Raw genomic sequence first — 23309 nt, forward strand, 5'->3', positions numbered from 1 at the left:
GGTCAGGGCGAGGGCCGCGAGCGCGAGCAGGAGAGTGGAGCGCGTGAGGATCTTCACTCGTCGATCGTCTCGCATGCGCCGCGCGTCCGTGGCGAAGCGGTCCGGGGTTGACGCCCTCGCGAGGCGGGATGCCGGATCAGCCGTTGCCGGCCGAGCAGGTGGCCTGGGTGGCCTTCGAGCCGTTGACGTTGCTCGGCAGCTCGACGACGTCCGGCCCGGCCGTCGCGTCCGTGGCATCCGGGGCCGGGGTGGTCTCGACGGGCGCCGACTCGGTCGGGGCGGGTGCCGACGGGTCGGCGATCACGCCGCCGTTGGATCCGGCCTCACCGGTGAGCGCGAGCGGCGCGTTGCGCGCGAGCGCATCCCACAGCACGGCGGCGGAGGCCTCGTCGGGCACGACGCGGTTGGGGTCGTCGGGGTCGTCGAGGACGGGGAACTGCACGAACGTGATGTCGTCGAACGGGACGTCCTTCAGCGTGTAGGCCAGCTGAGCGATGCGGATCGGGTCGGCCAGGCTCTCGCTGGGCGTGATGTTGTTCACCGCGGTGTTGGCCAAGCCGATGAGCGTGCCGGGGTTGGAGAGCACCTCGTCGCTGCGGAGCTTGTTCACCAAGCGCGACAGGTACTGCTGCTGGTTGCCGATGCGGGCGAGGTCGCTTCCGTCGCCGATGCCCTTGCGCGTGCGCAGGAACGCGAGAGCGTCGTAGCCGGTCACCACGCGCGGACCCGGCTCCCAGTCGATGCCCGCGTCGGGGTCGTCGATGCCCTCACCGCCGATGCACACTTCGACGCCACCGATCGCGTCGGTGATGTTCACGACGTTGCCGAAGCTGACCTTCGCGGCGAAGGGGATGCTCTGCCCGCTGAGCTCGGACACGGTATCGGCCACGCACGTCAGGCCGCCGTACTCGTACGCTCTGTTGATCGGGGCCTTGAACGTGCCGCCGAACACCGATCCGTCCGGGGCGGTGCACTCGGGGATCGTCAGCTGAAGATCGCGGGGGAAGGACACGACCGTGACCCGGCGGGGGTTGGTCGAGACGTGGACGAGCATGTTGACGTCGTTGCGCGTGCCCTCGTTCTCGGGGTCGGAGCAGCGCGCCCCGAAGGCCTCTCGCACTTGGTCGTCGCACTCGTCGGTGCCGACGACCAGCACCGCGAAGGAATCCGCGTAGGCGCTCAGCGCCGGTGGCTGCGCCGGGGCGTCCTTGAGGGGCACGGCCGCCTCCTGCAGCCGCTGCGTCAGCGACCAGGCGTAGAAGCCGCCGACGGCGACGGCGGCCACGACGACGACCGTCACGACGATGGCGAGCGCCTTGGCTCCGCGTCGCCAGCCCGAGGTCGGCTGACGGCGCGCGTGCTGGGCCGGGGGCTGCGTCATCCGGGTAGTCAACCACGCCCTCCCGGGAACGGACGGCGACACGGGGCGGTCCAGATGAGCTTGTGGACCTCGTTCATCTGCCACAGCTGGCGCACGGGGGACGCGCGCACGCCCGGGGCGCGCACGCCCGGGCGGTCGCGCGCGAACACCCAGCCCTTGATGACGGCCTTGAGGAACCGTGTGGCTGCGTCGGCGTACGCGGGGTCGTCCGCGAGGCGCTTCGTGTCGGCCCAGATCGCGTCCTGCAGCATGGCACCGGCGGTGTCCTCGTACGAGATCACGTCGATGTCGTCCATCGTGATGCGCTTGCCCTCGAAGTCGTCGACGCCCGTGATGCCGCACGTGAACGGCGTCAACCCCGGACCCGCGGTCGCCCGGCCCTCCTAGGCTGGGGGACATGACTGTTCCCTCTGTCCAGCTCAATGACGGAAACTCCATCCCCCAGCTCGGTTACGGCGTGTTCCTCGTGCCCGCCGACGACGCCGAGCGCGCCGTGTCCGAGGCCCTCGAGGTCGGCTACCGCCACATCGACACCGCCGCGATCTACAAGAACGAAGAGGGCGTGGGCCGCGCCATCGCCTCCAGCGGCATCGCCCGTGACGAGCTCTTCGTCACGACGAAGCTCTGGAACGACCGCCACGACGGCGACGAGCCGCACGCCGCGATCGACGAGAGCCTCCAGAAGCTCGGCCTCGACAGCGTCGACCTGTACCTCATCCACTGGCCGACGCCGAAGAACGACAACTACGTCCACGCGTGGCAGAAGATGATCGAGATCCGCGAGGCGGGCAAGACGCGCTCGATCGGCGTCTCGAACTTCCTCGTGCCGCACCTCGACCGCATCGTCGCCGAGACGGGCGTGACCCCTGTGGTCAACCAGATCGAGCTGCACCCCGCGCTCAGCCAGCGCGAGATCCGCGCGTGGGGTGCCGAGCACGACATGCACATCGAGTCGTGGGGCCCGCTCGGCCAGGGCAAGTACGACCTGTTCGAGATCCCCGCGGTGAAGGATGCCGCCGAGGCGCACGGCAAGTCGCCCGCTCAGGCGGTGCTGCGCTGGCACATCCAGCACGGTCTCATCGTGTTCCCCAAGTCGGTGCGTCGTGAGCGGCTGGAAGAGAACTTCGATCTGTTCGACTTCGAGCTGACCGCCGACGAGATGGCCGCGATCGACGCCATCGATCCGGGCGACGGGTCGGGCCGCGTCGGCACCCACCCCGACGACCTGAACTGACGACGGACACGACGCTGAATCGCCTCGCGAACGCCTCGAGCCCCTACCTGCGGGCCCACGCCGACAATCCCGTCGCGTGGTTCCCATGGGGGCCCGAGGCGTTCGCCGTCGCGGCCGAGCGTGACGTGCCCGTGCTCGTCTCGATCGGCTACAGCACCTGTCACTGGTGTCACGTGATGGCGCGCGAGTCGTTCCAGGATGCCGAGACCGCCGCGCTCGTCAACGACGGGTTCGTGGCGATCAAGGTCGACCGCGAGGAACACCCCGACGTCGACGCGGCGTATCTCGACGCGGCATCCGCGTTCACCCCGCATCTCGGGTGGCCGCTCACCGTGTTCGTCACGCCCGAGGGGCGGGCGTTCTACGCCGGCACGTACTTCCCGCCCGAGCCGCGCGGCCAGCTCCCCTCGTTCCGGCAGGTGCTCGCCGCGGTCCGCGAGGCGTGGACCGAGCGCCGCGGAGAAGTGGATGCCACGGCCGCGGCCCTCCGCGACGCGCTCGCCGCCGCGGCTTCCGACGCCGCCGACACCGTTCCGGGGCCGGAGGCCCTGGCCGACGCGGTGCGGTCGGTCGTCGCACGGGAGGACCGCGAGTACGGCGGATTCGCCGCCGGCGCCGCGCTGGAGAGCCCCAAGTTCCCCAACACCCCGGTGCTCCGGCTGCTGCAGCACCCCGCGCTCGCCGCACTCGTTCCGGACGCGGCGGGGGTGGCATCCCGTGCCCTCGACACCATGGCCGGTTCCGAACTGCGCGACCCGGTCGAAGGCGGCTTCTTCCGCTACGCGACCCGGCGCGACTGGACCGTGCCGCACTACGAGCGCATGCTGACCGACAATGCCGGCCTCATCGAGGTCGCGCTCGCCGCCGGTGACGACGCCACCGCGGCCGAGACCGCGCGTTTCCTCGTCGACGTTCTCCAACTGCCGACCGGCGGGATCGCCGCCGCGCAGGATTCCGAGTCGATCATCGACGGCGAGCGGTCGGAGGGCGGGTATTACCGCGCCACCGATCGTTCCGGGCTCGCGCCGCCGGCCCTGGATGCCAAGGTCGTCACCGGCTGGAACGGCCACGCGATCGGGGCGCTCGCCGCCGCCGGCGCGCGTACCGATCCCCGGTTCATCGAGGCCGCCCGCTGGGCCGCCGACGCCGTGCTCGAGAGCAACATCAGCGACGACGGCACGCTCCGCCGAGCCTCTCTCGACGAGATCCGCTCGACCGCTCCCGCGACCCTCGAGGACTACGGCGGGTTGACACGGGGCCTGCTCGCGCTCGCGCGCGTGACCGGCGAGGTCGTGTACGCCGAACGCGCCCGCGCCCTGGTCGACGCGTGCCTCATGGCCGACGGCATCCGTCCGCCCGGGGGCGGCGACCCCGTGCTCGCGGTGCAGGGGATGCAGCCGCAGGGCGTCCCCAGCGACGGCGCCGCGCCCTCCGGACCCTCGGCATTCGCCGCCGCGGCGCTCGACCTCTGGCGTCTCGGGGCGGGGGAGCGGTATCGCGAGGCCGCCGAAACGCTCGTCCGTGCTGCTGCCCCCGCGGCGCTCGCAGCTCCCCTGGCGTACGGCGCGATCCTCGACGTCGCTCTCGGCCTCGCGACGCCCCCGCGTCAGGTCGTCGTGGTCGGCCAGACGGATGCCGCCCTCGCCGACGCCGCGCGCCGGGTCGCGGCCGACGTCGTCGCGGTGCTCACGGCCGAGCAGGCCGAGGACTTCGTCCGCGCCGGCTTCGAGCTGTTCGAGGGCAAGGTCTCCCGCGGAGGCGAGGCCACGGCGTACGACTGCCGCGCGTTCACGTGCGCCCTGCCGACGACGGATCCCGCGGCGCTGGTCTGAGGACCCGTCTGCTCTGGCCGACCCGCCCGTCCTCGGCCAGGATGTGGGATACCCGACGCTCGAGGAGGAGCCCATGTCCGCGCACGCCATTCCCGACACTCCAGAGATCCGCGCCCGGATGGATGCCGCCCAGGGCGAGGGGATGGCCGCCCTCGGCCTCCACGGCGCCGTGGTCGAACCGTGGGAGGACGGCTATCGCGCCGCGGCGGCCGCCGACTCGACGTTCGAGTGGTGGTACTTCGACTGTCAGTTCGACGACGGCTCGACCCTGGTCGTGACGTTCTCGAACAAGCCCCACACCGATCCCGGCGGCCCGCTCGCGCCGACGGTGCTCGTGATCCGCCAGCACGCCGACGGAACGCGGACGCACGTGGAGCCCGTCTTCCCGGCTGAGACGTTCTCGGCGGCCACGGAGGGCTGCGACGTCCGCATCGGCTCGAACACCGTCGTGGGCGACCTCGACACCTATCGCCTGCACCTCGATGTCGAGGGACTGTCCGCCGAGGTCACGATCCGGCGTGCCGCACCCTCCTGGCGGCCGGGCGCGGGGATCACGTTCTTCGACGCCGCGAAGTCGCACTACCTCGCGTGGGTCGTCCCGGTGCCGTACGGCACCGTGGAGGCGACGATCACGGAGGGCGTCGAGACCGTGACCCTCGCGGGCACGGCTTACCACGATCACAACTGGGGCAACCACCTCATGGGGTCGTTCCTCGACCACTGGTTCTGGGGTCGGGCACACATCGGCGACTACACGCTGGTGTACGTCCAGATGACCACGAAGGGTCTGTTCGGGCTGGGGCAGATCCAGATCCCGACGTTCTACCTCGCGCGCGGCGAAGAGACCCTCACCGACGATCTGCTTCCCCTGCGTCTGTCCACGAGCGGCGAGGTCGACGGTCCGGGACAGCAGACGTACCCTACGCGCCTCGAATGGACGTGGGAGCGCGGCGACGACCGGATCTCCTTCACGGTGACCGAGCCTCGGCTCATCGAGGCGCTCGACATGCGCCCGCATCGCACGCCGCTCTCCGCGGTGCTGCACGCCGGCGAGCACCCGGAGTACTACGACTTCACCGCCGACGCCGAACTCGACATCCGCCTCGGCGGCCTCGCCGATCACGTCCGCGGTCGCACCCTCTACGAGAAGATGATGTTCCGCTGAGCCGGGGCCCGGGGGCGCGTCCCTTCGACGCGCGCTCCGTCAGTCCAGGAGGTGCCGCAGGTATCGGCCGGGCGAGTCGAGGAACCCCCGGTGCAGTCGCACGATCTCCAGGTCTTCCCACGCGCTCTCGCGGATGCCCCACTCGCCGAGCTCGAGGATGGTCGCGCCGGGGAGGGCCGCGAGCACGGGGGAGTGCGTCGCGCAGATCACCTGGGTACCCCGGGAGCGCATGCGGTCGAGGGAGGCCAACCACCGCAGGGTCGACGAGAACGACAGGGCCGCCTCGGGCTCGTCGAGGCACGCCAGACCGGCGACGTAGTGCGGGTGGTCGAGCGCCTCGTCGAGCAGGGCGTTGAAGGACTCCCCGTGGCTCATCGGATGCAGGCTCGGCGGGGCATCAGGCAGATCGTCGCGCCACGAGTAGTAGCCGTGCATGGTCTCGGCGCGCAGGAAGAACCCGAAGCGGGGAGCGCGGGGGCTCCGCTCCAGCCGCAGCCACTCGCCGAGCGGGCTCTCGGTGCGGCGGGTCTGCCCGCCCCCGTTCGTCGACCCGCCCTCGGCGGGCAGACCGTAGGCCTCCGCGATGCCCTCGATGAGCGTCGACTTGCCCGAGCCGTTCTCACCGACGAGGAACGTCACGCCCGGGCCGAACTCCCAGCCGTCGCGGTCCGCGACCTCGAGGAACTGCGCGACGGCGGGGATCGCGGCGGGCCACGCCCGGGGATCGACCGCGGCGTCGTCGAACAGGCGCACCCGCTGGACCGGCCGCGGGTCATGCAGCCACTCGTCGCCGCGGCTCACGATGTCAGATCCAGCTCGGCAGCCAGTTGTGCAGGCGCCAGAACTCGTAGGGCACCGGGAGCGCCGTCCAGACCGGGTACCAGAAGGCCGAGAGCAGCACGCACAGCGCGAGGAACACCACGACCCACGCCTGACCGCTGGCGCGTGTCATCGACCCCGGCCCGCGGGCGATGTCGCGCAGCGCGAATGCCAGGGCCAGCACGAGGAAGGGCACCATCGCCACCGTGTAGAACTGGAAGATCGTGCGCTCGGGGTACAGCAGCCACGGCACATAGGTCGCCGCGAGCCCCGTCAGCACGAGCGCGTAGCGTCCGTCACGGAAGAGCACGAAGCGCACGAGCAGGTACACCGACGCGGCGATGCCGGCCCACCACAGCAGCGGGTTGTCGATGCTCGAGATCGCCTCGGTGCAGCCGCCGGGGAGCTGGCATCCGTTCTGCCCGACCGTGTCCTGGTGCCAGTACATCGAGGTGGGCCGAACGAGAAGCGGCCACTGCCACGCGGGGCTCGCGTAACTGTGCGGCGTCGCGAGCCCGACGTGGAAGGTGTACATCGCCTCGTGGTAGGCCCAGAGGTTCTGCAGCGGCAGCGGCACCCACGCCCAGAATCCCTCGGCCGGCATCGTGTCGAGGGCATGCCGCGAGTAGCCGCCGTCGGTGAACAGCCACCCCGACCAGCTCGTCAGATAGACCACCGCGGAGATCGGGACGAGCAGCACGAACGACACGAGCCCCTGGCGGACGGCATCCATGGGCCACTGCGTGACGCCCGCGCGGCGGCGGGCCAGGGCATCCGAGACGACGACGTACACGCCGATCGCGGCGATGACGTAGAGCCCCGACCACTTCACGGCGGTCGCCGCGCCCGCCGCGGCCCCGGCCGCCACGAGCCACGGCCGGTTCCAGAACACCGGGCCCCACGTCGCGCCCACCGCCTGGCGGGAGGCCCAGCGGTCGAGCGCGCGACGCCGATCGAGCGCCACGAACCACAGGGCGAGCACGATGAAGAACGTCAGGAAGACATCGAGCAGCGCCACGCGGCTCAGCACGATCCCGAGTCCGTCGATGGCCATGAGCCCGGATGCCACGGAGGCGAAGACGATCGATCCGGTCAGCGTCCGCGCGAAGAGGTACACCGCGAGGACCGTGGCCGTGCCGAACACGACCGCGGCGATCCGCCAGCCGGTCGCCGTGTCCGCGCCGAAGACGGCCATGCCCGCCCCGATGAACACGCGGCCGAGCGGGGGATGCACCACGTAGCTGCCGACGCCGGTGAAGAAACCGGTGTCGCCGGCGGCGAAGCGTTCGTCCGCGCCCTCGGGCCACGTCGACGGGAAGCCGAGCACCCACTGGCTCCACGAGTCCTTGACGTAGTACGTCTCGTCGAAGATCAGCTGGTGCGGGTCGCCGAGGTTGACCACGCGCACGACGAAGGCGAACACCGTGATCAGCGCGGGAGCCAGCCAGCGCCACACCCGCAGGCCGCCGGGACTCTCCAGCAGTGCTTCGCGCCAGCGGTCGAGGCGCGTCGCCGGCTCCGCGGTCGTAGCGGGCGGCAGGACGGCACTCACGCCCCCAGCATAAGGTGGGGCGGTGATCATCCTCGCGGCGACCCCCATCGGCAACCTGGGTGATGCGTCTCGTCGCCTGGTCGAGGCCCTCGAGAACGCGAGCGTCATCGCCGCCGAGGACACCCGCACGACGCAGCGCCTGCTCGCGGGTCTCGGCGTGAGCAATCGGCCCCGTCTGCTGGCCCTGCACGACCACAACGAGAAGGAACGCGCCGCCGAGCTGGTGGAGCTGGCCCGCGAGGACGACCTGCTCGTCCTGAGCGACGCCGGCATGCCCACCGTGAGCGACCCCGGCTACGGTCTGGTCGCCGCGGCCGCCGCCGCGGGCGTCACCGTCACGGTCCTTCCGGGACCGAGCGCCGTGGTCGCGGCCCTCGCGGTCTCGGGGCTGCCGACCGACCGTTTCGCTTTCGAGGGGTTCCCTCGCCGCAAGCCCGGCGACCGCCGCAAGGCCTTCGCACAGCTGGCGTCGGAGGAGCGGACCCTCGTCTTCTTCGAGTCGCCCTCGCGGCTGGCATCCACCCTCGACGACATGGCGACCGCCTTCGGCGCCGATCGCCCTGCCGCCATCTGCCGCGAGCTGACCAAGCTGTACGAAGAGGTGAAGCGCGGCACTCTGGCCGAGCTCGCCGCCTGGGCGGCCGAGGGCGTGCGGGGCGAGATCGCGATCGTCGTCGGCGGGGCAACCGCACGCGAGGTGGCGTTCCCGGATGCCGTGACCCAGGTGCTCGAACTGGTTCGCACCGGGACGCGGCTCAAGGAGGCCGCGGCCGAGGTCGCATCGCTCACGGGGCATTCCTCGCGCGAGCTGTACCAGGCGGCGCTCGCGGTCAAGGGCTGACGCGTCACACCGGCCGGAGGGCGGAGCCGTCCCCCGTAGAATCCTGGGGTGACTTCCGGCCGATCTTTCTACATCACCACGCCGATCTACTACCCGAGCGACGTGCCCCACATCGGCCACGGCTACACGACCGTGGCGGTCGACGCTCTCGCGCGCTGGCACCGTCAGGCCGGTGACGACACCTGGATGCTGACGGGCACCGACGAGCACGGCCAGAAGATGATGCGCGCCGCCGCCGCCAACGGCCACACGCCGCAGGAATGGGTCGACAAGCTCGTGGGCGAGTCGTGGTTCCCGCTGCTGAAGACGCTCGACGTCGCCAACGACGACTTCATCCGCACGAGCCAGCCGCGTCACGAGGAGCGCGTGGCCAAGTTCGTGCAGGCGCTGTACGACCGGGGCTACATCTACGCGGGCGAGTTCGAGGCGCTGTACTGCGTCGGGTGCGAGGAGTTCAAGACCGAGGCCGAGATCGTCGATGGCGAGGGCCCGTTCGAGGGGCTGAAGGTCTGCGCGATCCACTCCAAGCCGCTCGAGCTGCTGCAGGAGAAGAACTACTTCTTCAAGCTCAGCGAGTTCCAGGAGCCGCTGTTGGAGCTCTACCGCTCGGTGCCCGACTTCGTGCGCCCCGATTCGGCGCGCAACGAGGTCGTGTCGTTCGTCAAGAACGGCCTGAAGGACCTCTCGATCTCGCGATCGACCTTCGACTGGGGCATCCAGGTGCCGTGGGACGAGTCGCACGTCATCTACGTGTGGGTCGACGCGCTGCTCAACTACGCCACGGCCATCGGTTACGGCACCGATCCCGAGGAGTTCGCCCGCCGCTGGCCCGCGTACCACGTGGTCGGCAAGGACATCCTCCGCTTCCACGCGGTGATCTGGCCCGCGATGCTCATGGCCGCCGGCCTCGAGGTGCCCCGCGGAGTCTTCGCCCACGGCTGGCTGCTCGTCGGCGGCGAGAAGATGTCGAAGTCCAAGCTCACCGGCATCGCGCCGACCGAGATCACCGACGTCTTCGGCTCCGACGCCTACCGGTTCTACTTCCTCTCGGCGATCGCGTTCGGCCAGGACGGCTCCTTCTCGTGGGAGGACCTCTCGGCCCGCTACCAGGCCGAACTCGCCAACGGGTTCGGCAACCTGGCATCCCGCACGGTCGCGATGATCGAGCGCTACTTCGAGGGGATCGTCCCCCCGGCAGGCGCCTACACCGAGGCCGACCTGGCGATCCAGAAGACGGTGGCGGATGCCGCGACCCACGCCGACGCGGCGATGGAGCGGTTCCGCATCGACGAGGCGATCGACGCGATCTGGACGATCGTGACGGCGCTGAACGCCTACATCACCGAGAACGAGCCGTGGGCGCTCGCCAAGGACGAGACGCAGCGCGAGCGCCTCGGCACGGTGCTCTATACCGCGGCCGAGGGCCTGCGCGCCCTGGCCGTGCTGCTGTCGCCGGTCATGCCGATCGCGACCGAGAAGTTGTGGGTCGCGCTGGGTGCCGCCGAGAGCATCGGCCGTCTGCACGACCAGCCCCTCCGCGAGGCGGGGGCGTGGGGCGTGCTGCGTCCGGGCGCATCGGTCAACGGCCTGTCGCCGCTGTTCCCGCGCGTCGAGCAGGCATGAGCACGCCCGTCGAGCGCCCCCGCGGCACCATCGAGGGCGGCGACCCGAGTCAGTACGTGCGCGAGCGGTCGGCGGACGGCCGCCGCGACGTGAGCTACCCGCCCGCGCCCGAGCCGCTGGGCGTCGCCGTCTACGACAACCACTGCCACCTCGAGATCGAGGACGGCGAGACCGGACTCTCTCTCGACGAACAGCTCGAGCGCGCGGTCGCGGTCGGGGTCCACGGGGTCGTTCAGGCCGGCGGCGACATCGACTCGTCGCGCTGGTCGGCGTGGGCGGCCGAGCAGCACCCGCGCGTCCTCGCCGCCGTCGCGATCCACCCGAACGAAGCGCCGGCGTACGACGAGGCCGGGGAGCTGGATGCCGCGATCGCGGTCATCGACGAGCTCGCGGCCCAGCCGCGGGTGCGGGCGATCGGCGAGACGGGCCTGGACTTCTTCCGCACCGAGGCCGACGGCATCCCGGCCCAGATGCGCTCCTTCGAGGCGCACATCGCCCTCGCCAAGAAGCACGGGATCGGGATGCAGATCCACGATCGCGACGCGCACGACGCGGTCCTCGAGACGCTCGAGCGCGTCGGCGCCCCCGAGCGGACGGTGTTCCACTGCTTCTCGGGCGATGTCGAGATGGCGCGGGTCGCCGCCGACCGCGGCTACTACCTCTCGTTCGCGGGCAACGTCACGTTCAAGAACGCGCAGAACCTGCGCGACGCCCTCGCCGTCACCCCGCGCGAGCGCATCCTCGTCGAGACCGACGCGCCGTTCCTCACGCCCACGCCCTTCCGCGGTCGCCCGAATGCGCCGTACCTGATCCCGGTGACGCTGCGCTTCCTCGCCGCCGAGCTCGGGACGGATGCCGATGAGCTCGCGGCGCAGGTCGCGGCGAACACGCTCGAGGTCTACGGGGAGTTCTGATCCGCGCCTCACGATCGACGGCCGGCCTCCCGCGGGAGGCCGGCCGTCGATCGTGAGGCGGAGCGGGTGTCAGGCCCGGGTCTTGGGCTTCTTCACGAAGAGCGTCTCGGTCTGCTCGAGCTCCATGCCCTTGGTCTCGGGGATCTTCCACAACACGAAGACGAACGACAGTGCCGCGAAGAACGCATACGCACCGTACGTGATCGTCAGCGACCAGTCCGCCAGCGCCGGGAAGGTCCACGACACGAGGAAGTTCGCCAACCACTGCGCACCGGCGGCGACACCGAGCGCCTTGCCACGGATGCGGCTCGGGAAGATCTCTCCGAGGAGCACCCACACGAGCGGGCCCCACGAGGCGCCGAAGCCGACGACGAACAGGTTGGCGGCCACGAGCGCGACGGGGCCCCAGGCGCCCGGGAGCGAGACGTCCTGACCCTCACCGACCGCGAACGAGAAGGCCAGCGCCATCGTTCCCAGTGAGATCGCCATGAGCGCGGAGCCCACGAGCAGGAGGGGCTTACGTCCTACTCGGTCGACGAGCCAGATCGCGATGAGCGTCACGAGCACGTTGGTGACGGAGGTGATGACGCCGATGAGGAGCGAGTTGCTCTCGTCGAAACCGACCGCGCGCCACAGGCTCGTCGAGTAGTAGAAGATGACGTTGATCCCGACGAACTGCTGGAACACCGACAGGATGATGCCGATCCACACGATCGGCTGCAGCCCCAGGGCGGGACCGGCGAGCGAGGCGCCCTTGTTCTTCCGGTCGCTCTCGATGGCGCTGGTGAGGTCCTTGACGGTCTTCTCGAGGTCGGCCGGGGGGACGAGGCGGGCGAAGATCTCGCGTGCTTCCTCCGTGCGCCCGCGGGCCAGAAGGTACCGGGGCGACTCGGGCATCGTGAAAGCGAGGAAACCGTACACGGCGGCGGGGATCACCCCGATGAGGAACATCCAGCGCCACGCGTCCAAGCCCCACCACAGCATGTTGTCGGCGCTGCCGCCGGCGGCCGCCACGAGCAGGGCGTTGCTGAGGAGGGCGGCGAAGATGCCGAGTGTGATGGCGAGCTGCTGGAGGGAGGCGAGGCTTCCGCGGATCTGCCGAGGGGCGACCTCGGCGATGTACGCCGGGGCGACGACGGAGGCGATGCCGATGCCGAGTCCGCCGAGCACGCGCCAGACGATGAGATCGGGAACGCTGAAGGTCAGCGCGGATCCGATCGACGAGATGAGGAAGAGACCGCTGCCGACCATCATGACCTTCAGCCGGCCGTAGCGATCGGACAGCGCTCCCGCGGCGATCGCGCCGACGGCGCAGCCGATCAGGGCGATCGCGACGACGAAGCCGGTGAGGATCGGCTCCTTCGTGTAGTCCGACTCGATCGAGCGGACGGCGCCGTTGATCACCGAAGAGTCGAATCCGAACAGGAAGCCGCCCACCGCCGCCGCGATCGAGAGGACGATCGCTCGTCGCCCGTAGGGGCTGCGGATGGTGAAGGCGTTGGCGGGTATCGACTGCGTCTGGCTCACCCGTTCACGGTACTCCCAGGAAAGGGACGGTGGTCCGAGGCTGGCTACAGTGGAACAATGCCCGTTTCGCTCCTCGGTGCCGCCGAGATCCGCCGGCTCGCCGCCGACCTCGACGTCACCCCGACGAAGAAGCTGGGGCAGAACTTCGTCGTCGACGCGAACACGGTGCGCAAGATCGTGCACGCCGCCCGGGTCGAGGCATCCGACCGTGTCGTCGAGATCGGTCCCGGTCTCGGTTCGTTGACCCTCGCGATCCTCGAGACCGGCGCCTCCGTCGTCGCGGTCGAGATCGACCACCGCCTGGCCGCGCGTCTTCCCGAGACGGCTGCGGTGCACGGCGTCGCGGACGACCGCCTCACCGTCATCGACGCCGACGCCCTGCAGGTGCGCTCGCTCCCGGGAGAGCCGGAAGTCCTGGTGGCGAACCTTCCGTACAACGTGTCCGTGCCGGTGCTGCTGCACTTCCTCGAGACGTTCCCGTTCCTGCAGCGCGGTGTCGTGATGGTCCAGGCCGAGGTGGGGGAGCGTCTGGCGGCCCCGTCCGGGTCGAAGGTCTACGGCGCGCCGAGCGTCAAGGCCGCGTGGTACGGCGCGTGGCGCCTGGCCGGAACCGTCTCGCGCCAGGTGTTCTGGCCGGTGCCCAACGTCGACAGCGTACTCGTGGGCTTCGAACGGGATGCCGAGCCGCGTGGCAGCGAAGAACTCCGGCGCCGCACGTTCGAGATCGTGGATGCCGCCTTCCAGCAGCGTCGCAAGATGCTGCGGCAGGCCCTGTCCGCTGTCCTGGGTGGATCGGCGGCCGTCGCATCGGAGACGCTCGAGCGTGCCGGAGTGGACCCGACCCTGCGGGGCGAGCAGCTCTCGATCGACGATTTCGTGCGGATCGCCGCTCTCTGAGGGTCGGCCCCGGGGCCGACGTCGGGGTGATTTCCCGACGTGTTCACCACGCGTTCCGGAAACATGTCTGTAACATTTCAGCCCAACCGGGAGCATCACGCCGGGGAGAGGTCGCACCCGACGACCCGAAGGGAACGAGATGCGCTACTCCGAATACCCGCGCGCCGAACGCGTGCTGCTGCACTTGAGCGACACCCATCTTCGGGCGGGGGGAGCACCGCTCTACGACCGCGTGGACTCGGAGGCGCACCTCGCTCAGGCGATCGCCGCGATCGAGGCCTCCGGCGTCCGCCCCGACGGTCTCATCTTTACCGGCGACCTCGCCGACTTCGGCGAGGGTGACGCCTACGCGCGCGTCCGGGAGCTCGTCGAGCCGGTCGCGGAGCGCCTGGGTGCCCCGGTCATCTGGGTCATGGGCAACCACGACGACCGGGCGACCTTCCGTTCGCATCTGCTCCCCTCCGACCACGGCGACCCGACGGCGCCCGTCGACCGGGTGGACGAGCTGAACGGGCTGCGCATCGTGACGCTGGACACGTCCGTTCCGGGGCAGCACCACGGCGAGGTCAGCGCCGGGCAACGCGAGTGGCTCACCGACGTGCTGTCGGTCCCCGCTCCGCTCGGGACGATCCTGGCCATGCACCACCCGCCGGTGCCGAGCGTCCTCGATCTCGCCGCGACCGTCGAGCTGCGCGAACAGCGCCTGCTCGCGGACGTGCTGCGGGGGAGCGACGTGCGCACGATCCTCGCCGGGCACCTGCACTACTCCACGTTCGCGACCTTCGCCGGCATCCCTGTCTCGGTGGCATCCGCGACGTGCTACACGCAGGACCTCATGGTGCCCGTCGGCGGGACGCGGCCGCAGGACGGTGCGCAGGGGTTCAACCTCGTGCACGTCTACGACGAGACGATCGTGCACTCGGTCGTGCCGGTCGTCGCCGCCGAGGTGCTGCAGTACGTCGACGCCGCCGAATCGCAGGAACGCCTGCGCTCGGCGGGAATCGTCGTGCCGACGAACCGCGAGCTCAGCGGGCGGGTGTCGCCGCCGACGACACCGATGCCGATCCTGCGCTGACCGTTGTCTTCTCCCACGGGGCTGCGACCGGGAAGTAGCGCTCCAGGCACGCGCGCAGCGCGGGGACCCGCACCTCTTCGGGGATCTCGGGAACGCTGCCGTCGTTGAGGCAGAACATGTCGGTGTCGCGACGCGACACCAGACGCTCCATGCGGCGCAGCGAATCGAGCTGCGTGGTCTGAACGTACCGAGTGCGCGGCTCCGTGGTCACGACCGCGCGACCGGTCGCCAGTGCGTAGTAGTGGTACAGGCTGTTGGTCACCGAGATGTCGGAGGCGGAGCGGAACCGACTCGCCGCCGTGCGCGCGTAGTCCTCGGCGAACTCCTGCTCGAGCTCGTACGCGACCGACCGCCGCAGCGGGGTGGCGCAGTGCTCGAGGTCGAGAGTGATCACCCGACCGAAGCGCTCCTTGAGCAGCGCCCGGTTGACCCGCAGGCCGTTGTCGTGGCCCGAGCGGTCGACGTGCGCCGCGCCGCTGCCGATGCGGATGCCGCTCTCGACGAAACGGCTGATGCCGGCTCCGCTGAAGAACAGTTCGGGGGTCACCGGCCGCCCGAAGAACATGTCGTCGTTGCTGTAGAGGAAGTGCTCGGCCAGCCCCGGGATGCGGTGCAGCTGAGCTTCGACCGCGTGAGAGTTGTGCGTGGGCAGCACCGTCGGGTCGGCGAAGAACTCCTCGCTGCGCACGATCGTGACCTTGGGGTGGTCGGCCAGCCACTCGGGTGTGGGGGAGTCGGTCGCGATGAAGATGCGGCGCACCCACGGGGCATACATGTGGACGCTGCGCAGCGCGTAGCGCAGTTCGTCGACCTGGCGGTACCGGGCGGCGTTGTCGTCGCCGTCGCCCACGACGTACCCCTTCATGCGGGCAGCGCGCTGCCGCTGGAAGTCGCTCGAGGAACCGTCGACCCACGAGAAGACCATGTCGACGTCGTGCGTGAACTCGTTCGGGTGCGGGTCGAACATGCCCGCGACCGTCCGCCAGCGGCGCCCGTAGCGCTCGATCTCGACGAGGTCCAGATCGGCCGCGGCGAAGGTCCGGCGCGTCAGCGCGCTCGGGCGCGGGGCCTCGACGGTCTGCGCGCCGAAACGCCACAGCTCCAGGCGCGGCGCCAGTGCAGAGCCGTAGCGGTACGAGCCCTCGGTCGAGGTGCGCGGACGGAAGACGGCGTAGGCCTCGACGGCGTGCGGGGTCGGCACCACGCTGTGCGCGGGCACCGGGTCGTCGCCGCGTGCCTTGAGGTACACGGGACCGAGCTCGGGATCGCGCAGCGCCGCGAGCGCGGCATCCGCGTGAACGGTGTCGACGACGAGCTTCGGTCGGCGGTTCGCGTCGCGCACGAGCAGGACGGGAACACCCGCGGTCTCGATGGCGGATGCCACCGTGAGCAGATCGTCGCGCTCGGCGTCGGCGGGGGTCGAGGTGTCGTCGACGAGGTGCAGGATGCCGTCCACCATGCGGATGTCCGCCCGGGAGAGGAGTGCGCGCCAGGGGTCGGTCTCGACAGAAAGGGGGACCATCGATCGCATACTGTGCCTCCTCGGGGGTGATGGGGACGGTTGATACACCGTAGGGAGCCGTCGTTACGGCTGCGTTTCGGCGACGGCGCCGGACGGCGGTGGGCGGCGCGCTACTGTCGAAGAGTGACTGAGATCGCCCGTTCCGGCCCGGCCGCCGTCCACCCGTCTCTCGCGGGTCGGACGCTTTCGGGTCGACGTTCCAGTTTCGCACACGGCGAGGCACTTCGGTTCCGCGGGCGGCGGGCCGTCCGATGAGGGGGCCCACGCCGCCGTCCGTCCGCGTGCGCGCGCCGGGGAAGATCAACGTCTTCCTCGAGGTCGGCGACGTCCACGACGACGGTTATCACGAGGTCGCCACGGCGTATCAGGCCGTCTCGCTGTACGAGGAGATCACCGCCACGGCGGCCGACGACATCACGATCGAGATCGCGGGCACCTCGACGGTCGACGTCGACGGAGTCCCCACCGACGGCAGCAATCTCGCCGTCCGTGCCGCGCGGTTGCTCGCCCGGGTCGCCGGCGTCGACCGGGGCGTGCACTTGTCCGTGCGCAAGGCCGTTCCGGTGGCCGGAGGAATGGGGGGCGGGTCTGCGGACGCGGCGGCGGCGCTCGTGGCGTGCGATGCGCTGTGGGGCATCGGGATGCCGACCGCCGACCTCACGCGTCTGGCGGCGCAGTTGGGTGCGGACGTGCCGTTCGCCCTCCTCGGCGGCACCGCGATCGGCACGGGACGCGGAGACGAACTGAATCCCGCGCTGGCCTCGGGGCGATTCGACTGGGTGCTCGTGACCAACGACGTGGGGCTGTCGACACCGGTGGTCTACGGCGAACTGGACGCCCACCGGGAGCGCCACATGGTGGACATCGGTCCGGCACCGCGTGTCCCCGCCGTGGCCCCCGATGTGCTGCACGCGCTCCGGCAAGGCGACGCCCGCATGCTGGCGGCGACCGTCCGCAACGATCTGCAGGCCCCGGCGCTGCACTTGCGCCCCGATCTGGCGCGCATCCTCGAGCGCGGCGAACGATCGGGTGCCTTGACCGGGATCGTCTCGGGATCGGGGCCGACCTTGGCCTTCCTCACCGCCGACGAGACGGCGGCGATCGATCTCCAGGTGACGCTCAGCGCCGCCGGGCACCACGCCCTGCACGCCCACGGTCCCGTGGCCGGGGCCCGGCTGGTCTGACGGGCCCGCACCATAGCCCAGGTCGTCACACGCAGCAATCTGCCGGTTCGTGTCGGAGGCCCTCGCTAGCCTCGACCGCAGTGGTTTCGTGCCGGCGGATGCCGTGTCCGCCAGCGGCCACGAAAGGGGAGTTCCCATGAAGGCAGTACTCGACGGCGTCGTCATCGCCGAAGCCGACCGCGACGACCTGGTCTCCATCGAAGGAAACTGGTACTTCCCGCCGCGCGCGGTGCGCGAGGGCGCGCTCTCCCAGAGCCCGACGCCGTACACCTGCCCGTGGAAGGGCGCGGCCCAGTACTGGAACGTCTCCCTCGATGGCGCCGAGCTGACCGACGGTGCGTGGTCCTACCCCGACCTCCGCCCCGGTGCGGTCGATCGCGTGGGCACCGACTTCGCGGGATACGTCGCGTTCGATCGCAAGGTCGTGGTCTCCGACTGAGTCGGGCACGCGCATGATCGAGTTCTCGACCGTCTCGAAGGTCTTCCCGGACGGCACGAAGGCCGTCGACGATTTCAGCCTCGTCATCCCTTCGCGCAAGACCACCGTCTTCGTGGGCTCCTCCGGGTGCGGCAAGACGACGCTGCTGCGCATGATCAATCGCATGGTCGAGCCCTCCGCCGGCTCGATCACGATCGACGGCGAGGACATCGCCGCGCAGCCACCCGTCCAGTTGCGACGACGTATCGGCTACGTCATGCAGAACTCCGGTCTTCTGCCGCACTTCACGGTCGCCGAGAACATCGCCACCGTGCCCGTACTCCAGGGCGAGAACCGCAAGAAGGCGCGCACCCGCGCACTCGAGCTCATGGAGACCGTGGGGCTCGATACCGCGATGGCCGATCGCTACCCCAGCCAGCTCTCGGGCGGTCAGCAGCAGCGCGTGGGCGTGGCCCGTGGCCTCGCGGCCGACCCCAACATCCTCCTGATGGACGAACCGTTCGGGGCCGTCGACCCGATCGTCCGTGACGAGCTGCAGCAAGAGCTCATCCGTCTGCAGAGCGACATCGGCAAGACCATCGTGTTCGTCACGCACGACATCGACGAAGCGTTCCTTCTGGGCGACCAGGTGGTCCTGCTCGAGAAGGGTGCGCAGATCGCCCAGGTCGGAGCGCCCAGCGAGATCATCGCGAACCCGGCCAACGATTTCGTCGCAAGCTTCATCGGTGCGGTCAAGGGCAAACGCGCACTGCGCCTCAAGCAGACTGCGCACGGCACGGTCGTCGTGGATGCCGAGGGGCGCACGCAGGGTGCTCTCGTGGAGGAGCCGCGCCCGTGACCTGGGTGATCAACAACCTCGGCCTGATCGGCGAGATGACGCTGCTGCATCTGCGGCAGAGCCTCATCGCGCTGCTGGTGGGTTTCGTGCTCAGCATCCCGCTCGGGTGGTTCGCCTGGCGGTACCGCCTCGTGCGCAGCAGCGTCATCACGATCACGGGGCTCCTGTACACGATCCCCTCGCTCGCGCTGCTGATCCTGATGCCGGTCGTCACCGGCTGGTACTCGATCGTGAGTGAGACGAACCTCATCGTGGCGCTCGCGATCTACGCGGTCGCGATCCTCGTCCGCGCCGTCGCCGACGGACTCGATTCGGTCGACGCGGGAGTGCGCCAGGCGTCCACCGCGATGGGCTACGGCTCGTTCCGGCGGTTCTGGGCGGTCGAATTCCCGCTCGCCGGGCCCGTGATCCTCGCCGGGCTGCGGGTGGCGTCGGCGAGCACGATCGCCCTGGCGACGGTCGGCATCCTGGTCGGCATCCAGAACATCGGATATCTGTTCACGAACGGTCTGCAGCGACGGATCATCCCCGAAGTGTTCGCCGGTGTGGTCGCGGTCGTCGTGTTGGCCCTCGTGATCGACCTGCTGCTGGTGATCGCCGGTCGCCTGCTCATGCCGTGGACGCGCCGGGTGAAGACCCCCGCGCGTCGCGCGACCCGGACGGCGGTGACCGCATGAACCTCTTCGGCGACGCCATCGCCTGGATCTTCTCGGGGGACTCCGGCCAGTTCGACTCCATCCCGGCCGCCATCGGCGTGCAGCTGCTCTACACCGTCGTTTCCGTGCTCATCGCCGCGGCGATCGCCGTGCCGCTCGGCTGGTACATCGGGCACACCGGAAGGGGCCGCGAGGTGGCGGTGGCCATCTCGGGCGCCGCGCGCGCGATCCCGTCGTTCGGCCTGCTGATCCTGCTGACGCTGCTGCTCGGAGTGCTGCACAAGCCCGAAGCCGCGGTCATCTCGTTCGTCGTCCTCGCGATCCCCTCGCTCCTCGCCGGCGCGTACACGGGCTTCGAGGCGATCGACCGCCGTGTCATCGACGCGGGCCGGTCGATGGGCATGACCGAGGCCCAGATCCTGTGGCGCATCGAAGTGCCGCTCGGCCTCCCGCTCCTGGTCGGCGGTATCCGCGCCGCGACGCTGCAGGTGCTGGCGACCGTGACGATCGCGGCCTACATCGGCCTCGGCGGACTCGGGCAGTACATCATCGCCGCCATCCCGCTCCGTCGCTTCGACATCCTCATCGGCGGTGCTCTCCTCGTCGCCGTCCTCGCGCTGGTCATCGACGGGCTGTTCGCCCTGCTCCAGCACCTCGTCGTGCCCCGTGGCATCCGTGCCGCCGGTGCCGCCTCGCCGCGCGCGCGTTCTGCGCGCGAGCGGCGTGCCGAGGCCCTCGCCGTCGGCGCACCCGCGTCGTCGACGACCTCCTGACTCACCCGACTCCCACCACCAGAAAGAGGAACCCATGTTCACAGCACGAACTCGCAAGGGTCTCGGCGTCTTCGCCGGACTCGCGGTCGCCTCGCTCGCCCTCGCCGGTTGCGGCGCCTCGAGCGATCCCCTGAGCGGCGGCGGCGACGCCAGCGCCTCGTCCGACGAGATCGTCGTCGGCTCGCAGGCGTACTTCTCGAACGAGATCATCGCCGAGATCTACGCCCAGGCCCTCGAGAACTCCGGGCTCACGGTCAAGCGCCAGTTCCAGATCGGTCAGCGCGACGCCTACATCCCGCTGCTCGAGGACGGCACCGTCACGGTCTTCCCGGAGTACAGCGGCAACCTGCTGCAGTTCTTTGACAAAGAGACCACGGCGCGCACGGCCGACGAGGTCTACGCCGCGCTGCCGGCCGCCCTGCCCGAGGGCCTCGAGGTGCTCGATCAGTCGACGGCCACCGACCAGGACTCGTACACCGTCACCGCCGCGTTCGCACAGGCCAACGGCCTGACGTCGATCGCCGACCTCGCGAAGGTCACGACCCCGCTGACCCTCGGCGGCAACGCCGAGCTCGCGGAGCGTCCCTACGGCCCGCAGGGCCTGAAGTCGACGTACGGCGTGGACGTGCAGTTCTCGCCGACCGGCGAGACCACCGTCGACGACCTCATCGCCGGGACCGTCCAGATCGCGAACGTCTACACCGCCGATCCGCGCATCCAGACCGACGACCTCGTCACGCTGGAAGACCCCGAGGGTCTCTTCCTCGCGTCGAACGTCGTGCCCGTGGTGAACTCCAAGGTCGCGTCGCAGGTCTCCGACGTCCTGAACAAGGTCTCCGCCGCCCTGACCCCCGCGGGTCTGGTGGAACTGAACGTGAAGTCGACGGTGGACCAGCAGTCCTCCGAGGACATCGCGAAGGCCTGGCTCGCCGACAACAACCTCTGAGCCGAAGCCACACCAGCGGGGCCGTCCGGGAGTCCGGGCGGCCCCGCTGCGCGTTCGGGTACCGCCGCTGCGCGTCTGGGCACCGCCGTCCACCGAGACTGCTTCTGACTGACATCCCCACTGCAGAGTGCAGTGGAGATGTCAGGCGGATGCAGTCTCGCGGTCCGAACAGCGCGCAACCCTCGGTCCGAGTAGCGCGCGACCCGGGGCGCGGGCGAGCGCCCCGCGGACCGTCCGAGCGCAGCGCGGAGCGCCGGGGTGCCCGAGCCGCGTAGCCTGGGACGGATATGGCACATCTGCTCGGGGGCGAAGCCCTGCACCTGGAATACCCGACCAAGGTCGTGTTCGACTCCGTCTCGCTGGGCGTGAACGAGGGCGACCGCATCGGCATCGTCGGCCGCAACGGCGACGGCAAGTCGAGCCTGCTCGGCATGCTCGCCGGACTCCGCGAGCCCGACGGCGGTCGCGTCACGGTGCGCGGGGGAGTGACGGTCGGCGTCCTCGACCAGCAGGACACCCTCGACGACGACGACACGATCGGCCACGCCGTCGTCGGCGACCGCCCCGAGCACGAGTGGGCAGGTGACGCGCGCACGCGCGACGTCATCGCCGGACTCTTGGGCGACCTCCGGTGGGACGCGCGTCTGGGCGACCTGTCGGGCGGCCAGCGCCGCCGGGTAGCGCTCGCACGGCTGCTCTCGGGCGACTGGGACGTGCTGTTCCTCGACGAGCCCACCAACCACCTCGACGTCGAGGCCATCACGTGGCTCGCGGGGCATCTGAAGCGCCGGTGGTCGCCGTCAGCGGGCGGTCTGCTCGTCGTGACGCACGACCGGTGGTTCCTCGACGAGATCTGCACCGTCACGTGGGAGGTGCACGACCGCATCGTCGAGCCCTTCGAGGGTGGGTACGCGGCGTACATCCTGCAGCGCGTCGAGCGGGATCGTCAGGCCGCCTCGATCGAGCAGCGCCGTCAGAACCTCGCCCGCAAAGAACTCGCGTGGCTGCGGCGCGGTGCGCCCGCGCGCACGTCGAAGCCGAAGTTCCGCATCGATGCCGCGAACGAGCTCATCGCGGACGTCCCCGAGATCCGCGACCGCGTCGCGCTGCAGTCCCTCGCGGTCGCGCGCCTCGGCAAGGATGTCGTCGATCTCCTCGACGCCGGCGTCACCTACGGTGAGCACACGGTCCTGAAGGACGTCGAGTGGCGCATCGCGCCGGGGGAGCGCACCGGCATCCTGGGCGTCAACGGCGCCGGCAAGTCGACGCTGCTGGGCCTGGTGTCGGGCACGGTCGAGCCGACGACCGGTCGCGTCAAACGGGGCAAGACCGTCAAGGTCGCGACGCTCACCCAGCGCCTCGACGAGCTCGAGCAGCACATGAACGACCCCGTGCGCATCGTGATCGCCGGCTTGCGCACGACGTACACGTTCGGCGCCGGATCGAAGGCGCAAGAGCTCACCCCGGGGCAGTTGCTCGAGCGTCTCGGTTTCTCCAGCGCCCAGCTGTCGACCCCGGTGAAAGACCTGTCCGGCGGGCAGAAGCGGCGCCTCCAACTGCTCCTGATCCTGCTCGACCAGCCGAACGTCCTCATCCTCGACGAGCCGACGAACGACCTCGACACCGACATGCTCGCGGCGATGGAAGACCTGCTCGACTCGTGGTCGGGCACGCTCATCGTCGTCTCGCACGACCGGTACTTCCTCGAGCGCGTCACCGACCAGCAGTTCGCGATCCTCGACGCCAAGCTCCGACACCTGCCCGGCGGCGTCGAAGAGTACCTGCGCCTGCGGGCGCTCCAGGATGCCGAGCCCTCGCGCTCCGCGGCATCCGGGCACTCGTCCGCCCCCGCGGAGCCGGGGCTCCAGGGTGCGGACCTGCGTGCGGCGCAGAAGGAGGCGTCGGCGCTGGAGCGGCGCATCGAGAAACTCCAGGCCCAGATCGACCGCGCCAAGGCGGCGCTGGCCGACCACGACCAGGCGGACTACGTGGGCCTCGGCAAAGAGATGCAGCGCATCACGGACCAGGAGTCCGAGCGCGACGAACTGGAGCTGCGCTGGTTCGAGCTCACCGAGACGATCGGCTGAGATC

At 70.3% G+C, this 23309-nt stretch carries 21 protein-coding genes; 15 read left to right on the forward strand and 6 right to left on the reverse strand.

Annotated features, from left to right (window positions below):
- Positions 1-136 precede the first annotated feature (136 nt).
- Together FE256_RS02895 and FE256_RS02900 are read right to left on the reverse strand one after the other, a co-directional pair.
- Positions 137-1381, reverse strand: a complete 1245-nt coding sequence (locus FE256_RS02895; RefSeq protein ID WP_138172734.1) for an LCP family protein — start codon at positions 1379-1381, stop codon at positions 137-139.
- 8 nt (positions 1382-1389) lie between these two features.
- The gene (locus FE256_RS02900) at positions 1390-1737 is read right to left on the reverse strand and encodes a hypothetical protein (RefSeq protein WP_252370881.1); all 348 of its coding nucleotides are present in this window, start codon (positions 1735-1737) and stop codon (positions 1390-1392) included.
- A 41-nt stretch (positions 1738-1778) separates the two neighbouring features.
- Here FE256_RS02900 and FE256_RS02905 point away from each other — a divergent pair, with 41 nt between their 5' ends.
- The 3 genes from FE256_RS02905 (at position 1779) to FE256_RS02915 (ending at position 5612) form a co-directional block, all read left to right on the forward strand.
- Positions 1779-2615, forward strand: coding sequence for an aldo/keto reductase (locus FE256_RS02905; RefSeq protein ID WP_138172735.1), 837 nt, complete (start codon positions 1779-1781; stop codon positions 2613-2615).
- A 14-nt stretch (positions 2616-2629) separates the two neighbouring features.
- On the forward strand, positions 2630-4447 hold the full coding sequence (locus FE256_RS02910) for a thioredoxin domain-containing protein (RefSeq protein WP_138172736.1): 1818 nt from the start codon (positions 2630-2632) through the stop codon (positions 4445-4447).
- A 73-nt stretch (positions 4448-4520) separates the two neighbouring features.
- Positions 4521-5612, forward strand: coding sequence for a hypothetical protein (locus FE256_RS02915; RefSeq protein ID WP_138172737.1), 1092 nt, complete (start codon positions 4521-4523; stop codon positions 5610-5612).
- Between the two features lie 39 nt (positions 5613-5651).
- Here FE256_RS02915 and FE256_RS02920 read toward each other — a convergent pair whose 3' ends face one another.
- Together FE256_RS02920 and FE256_RS02925 are read right to left on the reverse strand one after the other, a co-directional pair.
- A complete protein-coding gene (locus FE256_RS02920; protein WP_138172738.1) occupies positions 5652-6413 on the reverse strand; it encodes an AAA family ATPase in 762 nt (253 codons plus the stop codon).
- Between the two features lie 4 nt (positions 6414-6417).
- Complete coding sequence (locus FE256_RS02925) at positions 6418-7983, reverse strand: dolichyl-phosphate-mannose--protein mannosyltransferase (RefSeq protein WP_252370882.1); 1566 nt, start codon at positions 7981-7983, stop codon at positions 6418-6420.
- 22 nt (positions 7984-8005) lie between these two features.
- On the opposite strand from FE256_RS02925, the gene rsmI reads away from it, so the two are divergent.
- From rsmI to FE256_RS02940, 3 genes are read left to right on the forward strand one after another with little or no spacing between them, the layout of a single operon-like run.
- A complete protein-coding gene (gene rsmI, locus FE256_RS02930; protein ID WP_138172740.1) occupies positions 8006-8824 on the forward strand; it encodes a 16S rRNA (cytidine(1402)-2'-O)-methyltransferase in 819 nt (272 codons plus the stop codon).
- Positions 8825-8872: 48 nt separating this feature from the next.
- Positions 8873-10447 carry a methionine--tRNA ligase gene (metG, locus tag FE256_RS02935; protein WP_138172741.1) on the forward strand — a complete coding sequence of 525 codons (1575 nt, stop codon included), beginning with the start codon at positions 8873-8875 and terminating at the stop codon, positions 10445-10447.
- Positions 10444-11361, forward strand: coding sequence for a TatD family hydrolase (locus FE256_RS02940; RefSeq protein ID WP_138172742.1), 918 nt, complete (start codon positions 10444-10446; stop codon positions 11359-11361). Before metG ends, FE256_RS02940 begins: the two co-directional genes overlap by 4 nt.
- A 69-nt stretch (positions 11362-11430) precedes the next feature.
- Here the strand turns inward: FE256_RS02940 and FE256_RS02945 are convergent, their stop codons facing one another.
- Positions 11431-12888 carry a sugar porter family MFS transporter gene (locus FE256_RS02945; protein ID WP_138172743.1) on the reverse strand — a complete coding sequence of 486 codons (1458 nt, stop codon included), beginning with the start codon at positions 12886-12888 and terminating at the stop codon, positions 11431-11433.
- Between the two features lie 57 nt (positions 12889-12945).
- Between FE256_RS02945 and rsmA the strand changes: the two genes are divergently transcribed.
- Together rsmA and FE256_RS02955 are read left to right on the forward strand one after the other, a co-directional pair.
- Entirely contained in the window at positions 12946-13785 is an 840-nt protein-coding gene (gene rsmA, locus FE256_RS02950) for a 16S rRNA (adenine(1518)-N(6)/adenine(1519)-N(6))-dimethyltransferase RsmA (protein WP_138172744.1), read from the forward strand.
- Positions 13786-13924: 139 nt separating this feature from the next.
- Positions 13925-14860 (forward strand): phosphodiesterase, encoded by a 936-nt coding sequence (locus tag FE256_RS02955; RefSeq protein ID WP_138172745.1) that lies wholly within the window; start codon positions 13925-13927, stop codon positions 14858-14860.
- Here the strand turns inward: FE256_RS02955 and FE256_RS02960 are convergent.
- Complete coding sequence (locus FE256_RS02960) at positions 14811-16391, reverse strand: stealth family protein (RefSeq protein ID WP_138172746.1); 1581 nt, start codon at positions 16389-16391, stop codon at positions 14811-14813. The genes FE256_RS02955 and FE256_RS02960 overlap by 50 nt on opposite strands.
- A 242-nt stretch (positions 16392-16633) precedes the next feature.
- On the opposite strand from FE256_RS02960, the gene FE256_RS02965 reads away from it, so the two are divergent.
- The 7 genes from FE256_RS02965 to FE256_RS02995 all read left to right on the forward strand — a co-directional run bounded on the left by FE256_RS02965 (position 16634) and on the right by FE256_RS02995 (position 23305).
- Positions 16634-17566: a 4-(cytidine 5'-diphospho)-2-C-methyl-D-erythritol kinase gene (locus FE256_RS02965; RefSeq protein WP_138172747.1), complete on the forward strand. Its 933-nt coding sequence runs from the start codon at positions 16634-16636 to the stop codon at positions 17564-17566.
- 136 nt (positions 17567-17702) lie between these two features.
- Positions 17703-18005 carry a DUF427 domain-containing protein gene (locus FE256_RS02970; protein ID WP_138172748.1) on the forward strand — a complete coding sequence of 101 codons (303 nt, stop codon included), beginning with the start codon at positions 17703-17705 and terminating at the stop codon, positions 18003-18005.
- A 13-nt stretch (positions 18006-18018) separates the two neighbouring features.
- The gene (locus FE256_RS02975; protein ID WP_138172749.1) at positions 18019-18843 is read left to right on the forward strand and encodes an ABC transporter ATP-binding protein; all 825 of its coding nucleotides are present in this window, start codon (positions 18019-18021) and stop codon (positions 18841-18843) included.
- Positions 18840-19520 (forward strand): ABC transporter permease, encoded by a 681-nt coding sequence (locus FE256_RS02980; RefSeq protein ID WP_138172750.1) that lies wholly within the window; start codon positions 18840-18842, stop codon positions 19518-19520. Before FE256_RS02975 ends, FE256_RS02980 begins: the two co-directional genes overlap by 4 nt.
- Positions 19517-20272 (forward strand): ABC transporter permease, encoded by a 756-nt coding sequence (locus tag FE256_RS02985; protein ID WP_138172751.1) that lies wholly within the window; start codon positions 19517-19519, stop codon positions 20270-20272. Before FE256_RS02980 ends, FE256_RS02985 begins: the two co-directional genes overlap by 4 nt.
- A gap of 34 nt (positions 20273-20306) precedes the next feature.
- Entirely contained in the window at positions 20307-21218 is a 912-nt protein-coding gene (locus FE256_RS02990; RefSeq protein ID WP_138172752.1) for an ABC transporter substrate-binding protein, read from the forward strand.
- A gap of 287 nt (positions 21219-21505) precedes the next feature.
- The gene (locus FE256_RS02995) at positions 21506-23305 is read left to right on the forward strand and encodes an ABC-F family ATP-binding cassette domain-containing protein (RefSeq protein ID WP_138172753.1); all 1800 of its coding nucleotides are present in this window, start codon (positions 21506-21508) and stop codon (positions 23303-23305) included.
- Positions 23306-23309: the final 4 nt, after the last annotated feature.

Origin of the sequence: Microbacterium sp. 5K110, from assembly GCF_005774735.1 — a bacterium.
Classification (GTDB): Bacteria; Actinomycetota; Actinomycetes; order Actinomycetales; family Microbacteriaceae; genus Microbacterium.

Coding starts and splice junctions, on each gene's coding strand:
- FE256_RS02895 (WP_138172734.1), bottom strand. CDS start 1,381: ATGACGCAGCCCCCGGCCCAGCACGCGCGCCGTCAGCCGACCTCGGGC.
- FE256_RS02905 (WP_138172735.1), top strand. CDS start 1,779: ATGACTGTTCCCTCTGTCCAGCTCAATGACGGAAACTCCATCCCCCAG.
- FE256_RS02915 (WP_138172737.1), top strand. CDS start 4,521: ATGTCCGCGCACGCCATTCCCGACACTCCAGAGATCCGCGCCCGGATG.
- FE256_RS02940 (WP_138172742.1), top strand. CDS start 10,444: ATGAGCACGCCCGTCGAGCGCCCCCGCGGCACCATCGAGGGCGGCGAC.
- rsmA (WP_138172744.1), top strand. CDS start 12,946: ATGCCCGTTTCGCTCCTCGGTGCCGCCGAGATCCGCCGGCTCGCCGCC.
- FE256_RS02955 (WP_138172745.1), top strand. CDS start 13,925: ATGCGCTACTCCGAATACCCGCGCGCCGAACGCGTGCTGCTGCACTTG.
- FE256_RS02960 (WP_138172746.1), bottom strand. CDS start 16,391: ATGCGATCGATGGTCCCCCTTTCTGTCGAGACCGACCCCTGGCGCGCA.
- FE256_RS02965 (WP_138172747.1), top strand. CDS start 16,634: ATGAGGGGGCCCACGCCGCCGTCCGTCCGCGTGCGCGCGCCGGGGAAG.
- FE256_RS02970 (WP_138172748.1), top strand. CDS start 17,703: ATGAAGGCAGTACTCGACGGCGTCGTCATCGCCGAAGCCGACCGCGAC.
- FE256_RS02975 (WP_138172749.1), top strand. CDS start 18,019: ATGATCGAGTTCTCGACCGTCTCGAAGGTCTTCCCGGACGGCACGAAG.
- FE256_RS02985 (WP_138172751.1), top strand. CDS start 19,517: ATGAACCTCTTCGGCGACGCCATCGCCTGGATCTTCTCGGGGGACTCC.
- FE256_RS02990 (WP_138172752.1), top strand. CDS start 20,307: ATGTTCACAGCACGAACTCGCAAGGGTCTCGGCGTCTTCGCCGGACTC.
- FE256_RS02995 (WP_138172753.1), top strand. CDS start 21,506: ATGGCACATCTGCTCGGGGGCGAAGCCCTGCACCTGGAATACCCGACC.